The 4,914-nt window shown below is 36.8% G+C and carries 3 protein-coding genes and 1 pseudogene; all 4 read left to right on the top strand.

Features of this window, described 5'->3' with window-relative positions:
• Positions 1 to 489 (top strand): annotated as a pseudogene (locus ACFINF_RS08660) (ABC transporter substrate-binding protein); the annotation flags it as partial.
• Positions 490 to 889: 400 nt separating this feature from the next.
• Entirely contained in the window at positions 890 to 2,320 is a 1,431-nt protein-coding gene (gene xseA, locus ACFINF_RS08655; protein WP_375620513.1) for an exodeoxyribonuclease VII large subunit, read from the top strand.
• Positions 2,298 to 2,924, top strand: a complete 627-nt coding sequence (locus tag ACFINF_RS08650) for a DNA-3-methyladenine glycosylase I (protein ID WP_375620512.1) — start codon at positions 2,298 to 2,300, stop codon at positions 2,922 to 2,924. Before xseA ends, ACFINF_RS08650 begins: the two co-directional genes overlap by 23 nt.
• Positions 2,925 to 4,547: 1,623 nt before the next feature.
• Positions 4,548 to 4,914: ABC transporter substrate-binding protein (locus ACFINF_RS08645; protein ID WP_375620511.1), on the top strand; the 367-nt coding region annotated here is incomplete at its 3' end.

The following is a 4,914-nucleotide window of genomic DNA, read 5'->3' as shown; positions in this document are numbered from 1 at the left end:
TTTGCTGGTGCCTCTCCTTATCCTTTTGCTTTGCCTATTGCTCAGTCTCTCCAAGACAACGCAAAAAAGGTTGGGGTGCGTTTTAAGATTGAACGTTTTGTAGGAACACAGTTACTTTCAAAATTATTTTCACGTAGTTTTGATACGATTTTTTTCGGATGGAATAATGATTCTGCCGATCCTCATACAATGGCTTCACGCCTTATTTACAATCCTGATAATAGGTTTGAGGCTAAAAATACAGCCTATGCTAGTTGGTGCCATGGGTATTTGGATGAAACTATGAATCAAAAGGTTCAAGATGCGTTGTTTGAAAAAGATTCACAGAAACGGGCGCAAATGTATGCTGATTTGCAACGTGAATTTATGCAGAAAGGACCCTATGCTTTTATCTATCAGACGTATCATACTGTAGCGATGACACCTGATGTCAAAAAATGGGTTTGGAATAGTGCACCACGTATTTTTTACAGTGCAATTGAAAAATAAGAAGGCAGCAGGTTTATAAAATATAAAAATATGATCATGGTATATTTGATGTATTGCAAAGCTCTTTAACACTTTGCAATACGTTGAATTTTATCGGGAATGGATTACTATGTTGTGTAGAGAGTTTTATTTTAGGAATTCTTATGAAAGGTGTATTTGTGTGGATGTTAAGATTAAATATTTTAACTTCTATTGATACAGCTTTCAGATGAAATAATGAATCTGGAGATCCTCATACAATGGCTTCAAGCTTTTTTATAACTCGGATAATCGGTTTGAAATTCAAAATATAAGCTGTTTTAGCCAGTGTTATGGGTATTTTGATGAAGCTATAAATAAAAAGTTTAAAGATTGTGTTGTTTCAAAAAGATTCACAGAAACGGGCGTAAAGAATTGAAAAATGGTAAGTTTGTTTAGTGAAAAAACAGGTGTAACAAATGTGGCAGAATTTACTGTTTCCGAAATAGCAGGAGCTCTAAAGCGTGTTGTTGAAGAAAAGTTTGGTTATGTACGGGTGCGTGGGGAGATATCAGGTTACCGTGGTACTCATGCTTCGGGACATGCTTATTTTGCTTTAAAAGATGATAAGGCACGGTTGGAAGCTGTTATTTGGCGTGGAGTGATGGAAAAGCTCAAATTTCCTCCTGAAGAAGGGATGGAAGTGGTTGCTGTTGGTAAACTTACAACTTATCCAGGGTCATCGAAATATCAAATTGTCATTGAGGCTCTTGAACCAACGGGGGTTGGTGCTTTGATGACACTTCTTGAAAATCGTAAGAAAAAGTTTGTGGAAGAAGGCTTATTTGATGAAGCAAAGAAAAAACCTTTGCCTTATATGCCTCGAATTATAGGCGTTGTAACATCACCAACAGGTGCTGTTATTCGTGATATTATTCATCGTATATCCGATCGTTTTCCGTTACATATTTTGGTTTGGCCTGTACGTGTTCAGGGGGAAACAAGTGGGAGAGAGGTAGCTGTTGCTGTTGAAGGTTTTAATGCTCTTGCTCCAGAAGGACTTATTCCAAAACCTGATCTTATTATTGTTGCACGGGGAGGGGGAAGTTTAGAAGATTTGTGGGGGTTTAATGACGAAGCTGTTGTTCGTGCTGTTTATGCCTCTGCTCTTCCCGTTATTTCTGCTGTTGGGCATGAAACGGACTGGACTTTGATTGATTATGTTGCTGATTGGCGTGCTCCAACTCCTACAGGAGCTGCAGAAAAGGCTGTTCCCGTTAAGCTTGATCTTGAAGTATGTGTTGCGTCTCTTGGGGCACGTTTGCGCAAGGGACTTGTACGTTCTTTTGATTTTCATCAACAAAAGTTGCGTGCAGCCAGACGTGGTCTTCCCACTGTCGATCAACTTTTTGCTCTACCTCGGCGTGGTTTTGATGAAATTTCAAATCGATTACAGCGTGCTCTTTGTGTGAGCTACGATAAAAAATGTTTTTCTTTTCACACTCTTCGTTTACGTCTTTCGCTACGTTTGTTAAATAGTGAAAAAGCACAACGCAATACAAAGGAATATACGGCGCGCCTTCATCGTGCTTTTGTGCGTAGTGTGGAAAAACAACGTGCCAAAATAGAGCTTGCATTTAGGCTTTTAAAAAGCACTTCTTATCAGAATATTTTAGAGCGTGGTTTTGTTTTGGCTTTGAGGCAAGATAATAAGCCCATTAAACGGTTGACTCAGTTTCCTGAAACAGGGCAAATAAATTTACGCTTTTTTGATGGTGATATCAGTGTTGCAATACAAGAACCTGTTTTTTCTAAACGTTCAAAACACAAGCAGATAAAGTCGCCAAGTGATGATCAAGGAACTCTCTTTTAATACGGTTAATGCCATGCTTGCGGAAGGTCTTCTTAAGGGGGGGGATGGAAAAGTTCGTTGCGCATGGGCTGGAACGGATTCACTTTATTGTGCTTATCATGATAACGAATGGGGAAAACCTGTTTTTGAGGATATCTGTTTGTTTGAAAAAATTTGCCTTGAAGGTTTCCAAGCGGGACTTTCTTGGTTTACAATTTTAAAAAAACGCTCTTTTTTTCGCATTGCATTTGATCACTTTGACTTTGAAAAGATTGCTCATTATGATGAGCTAAAGGTGCAAATGTTAATGCAGAATAAAGACATTGTTCGCCATCAGGGAAAAATTCAATCAGTGCTTAATAATGCGCTTAGAGCACAGGAAATTATAACAGAGTGGGGGAGCTTGTCCCGCTATTTTTGGTCTTTTCAGCCACTACAATCAGAGCGTTATGAAAAGATAGACTTTCAAACACTGTCGGCTCATCCTACAACCCCTGCTTCTCTTCGTCTTTCTCAAGACTTGAAGAAACGTGGCTGGACATTTGTTGGTCCCACAATTTGTTATGCTTTTATGCAGTCCGTAGGGATTGTTAATGATCATCTTGAAGGATGTTTTTGTCGATAAATTGGCCAACGTTCTTTTGTAAGGGTAATGATCAATAGAATAATAATTGAATTGTTTAATAAATGTATAGATTATACAACTCCACTGTATAAGATAATTGAAATATACAAACTATACAATATCAATGATTTTCTACTGTTGTTGGCACTCAAAACGATAAAGGCATAATTTTGAAGATGAAAAAACAGATGCAAAAAAGGAGTGATACCTTAACGGTCATGTATCTGAGGTGAGATGATGGTAATGTCTTGTATGTTTTAAAGAAACATCTAGTGTACCAAAGCCCATTTTGCAACGCAGCCCATGAATGGTATAACAGTCAATCTATTGTGCATTCCATCTTTATGCTTATGAAGGAGCAAATCAGCACCATCACACACTTTACTAGCTCTCAATGTTGAATAGTCCTTGGCATTTGAAATGGTTCAGAAGAGGTGTTTTTATTTCTGTTAATGACATGATCGTTATAATAAGTAATGAATATTTTATTCATGTTTATTGACGAATACAAAGTGGTTTTTAGAAGGGGCTGTTGTTGCATTGTTATATTTTACTTTGGTTGTATGACTTGTTGGTTTATTTGTGTGTAGGTCGATTTCTTGATACTTACCTAGGCAATAAAAATAAAATGCAGCGATGAAAAATTGAAGTTAAATGACTCAAGCTGCTTGTGTTGGGTTTTATTATCTGATAGTTTTCTTCTATTAGAGAGTGATCTTGCCGCGTGTGCGCTCCAATTTTTGGGAAGATGATTAAGCTCAGGCAGGCTTGTATCCACTACATTGCTTAGTTGAATCTCTGTATGTTTCTGCTGGAAACAAGAGTTTTGTTGCAGTATGTTGTTTTCTGTTCTATTTTTATAGTGATAAAGCAATGATGCACACTAAAGTTTAGAAGAGTTTATATTCGTTATGTCTTGGGGGGTAGTGTGATGAATTTTGTTTTTATCAATGGAGAAGTGCATTTTAGTGTGTATTCTTTTATTGCAAGTTTTATCTCTCAAAAGATAAGGCTTGGAAGGGGTGATTCTTCTCATTGTTCCTTTATTTTTGTTAACGTGTTCGGTTTTGTTGATAAAAACGTAAAACTTTTGACACTTAGTTTTCAAAAGATTAAGCAGATTTTTGTGTGGTGGGGGGTAGAGTTTTAGAAAAGATCTTTTCTTATGCCTTTCTGCTATTTTAGTGCAGTTTTGATCATGTAGTAAAGATGCGGCGCATCTTGAAATTGAGTGTTTGAGGAGAGTGAGAATTTTTAAAGTTTGCATATTTTATTTTAAATACCGCCTAAAGGAATAGAATGGTGAATTCATAAATTTTTGCGCAATGATTTTTTTAAAGCTTACCATTTTGGGGGCTACAAGGCTTATCGTTTTGATAATTAATGGGGCTGGTATACGGCATTATCGTATGCAAAGAAAGGTTATGAAAGAATGTGATACTGGTTAGCAAAACATATATTGTATGTTCGCTAGGGTTTGATTGAGATGTAAGTCAATGAATTTATAAAGTAGATGACTCTGTATAGGCGATTAGAATGTATTTATTCAATGTGTATAATTATAAATTTGCCATGTTATTTCAGCGTCATTAATTAATAAAAAATAAATAAAGGGAAATGTTTATGAACTTGAAGAAAACAATGTTGAAAAGTAGTAGCTCTCTTGTTGCTGCTCTTATTGCACTGGGAGTAGTTGTACAACAGGTTTCAGCAAAAACACCAGCTAATACTCTTGTGATGGCTTGGAATCTTGATGCAATCAGTACGTTTGATCCTGCCCAAAGCAATGATGTTTATGCAAGTGAAATTATTGGAAATGTTTGTGATAATTTGGTCAGTACTGCGACAGATGATCCAACGAAAATAGTTCCGTCTTTAGCAACGCATTGGGATGTTTCAGGCGATGATCACAATACGGTGATTACCTTTCATTTGCGTGATGGTTTGAAGTTTAACGATGGTAGATCAGCCAATGCCAATGACCTTGTTT

Source organism: Bartonella sp. TS25HLJMH, from assembly GCF_042193505.1.
Classification (GTDB): Bacteria; Pseudomonadota; Alphaproteobacteria; order Rhizobiales; family Rhizobiaceae; genus Bartonella; species Bartonella grahamii.
Note: the sequence above shows the minus strand (reverse complement) of the source record. Positions and strands in the feature narration are given on the sequence as shown.

Excerpts from the sequence above, each read along its gene's own strand:
- ACFINF_RS08650 (WP_375620512.1), top strand. The coding sequence starts at position 2,298 with ATGATCAAGGAACTCTCTTTTAATACGGTTAATGCCATGCTTGCGGAA.
- xseA (WP_375620513.1), top strand. The coding sequence starts at position 890 with ATGGTAAGTTTGTTTAGTGAAAAAACAGGTGTAACAAATGTGGCAGAA.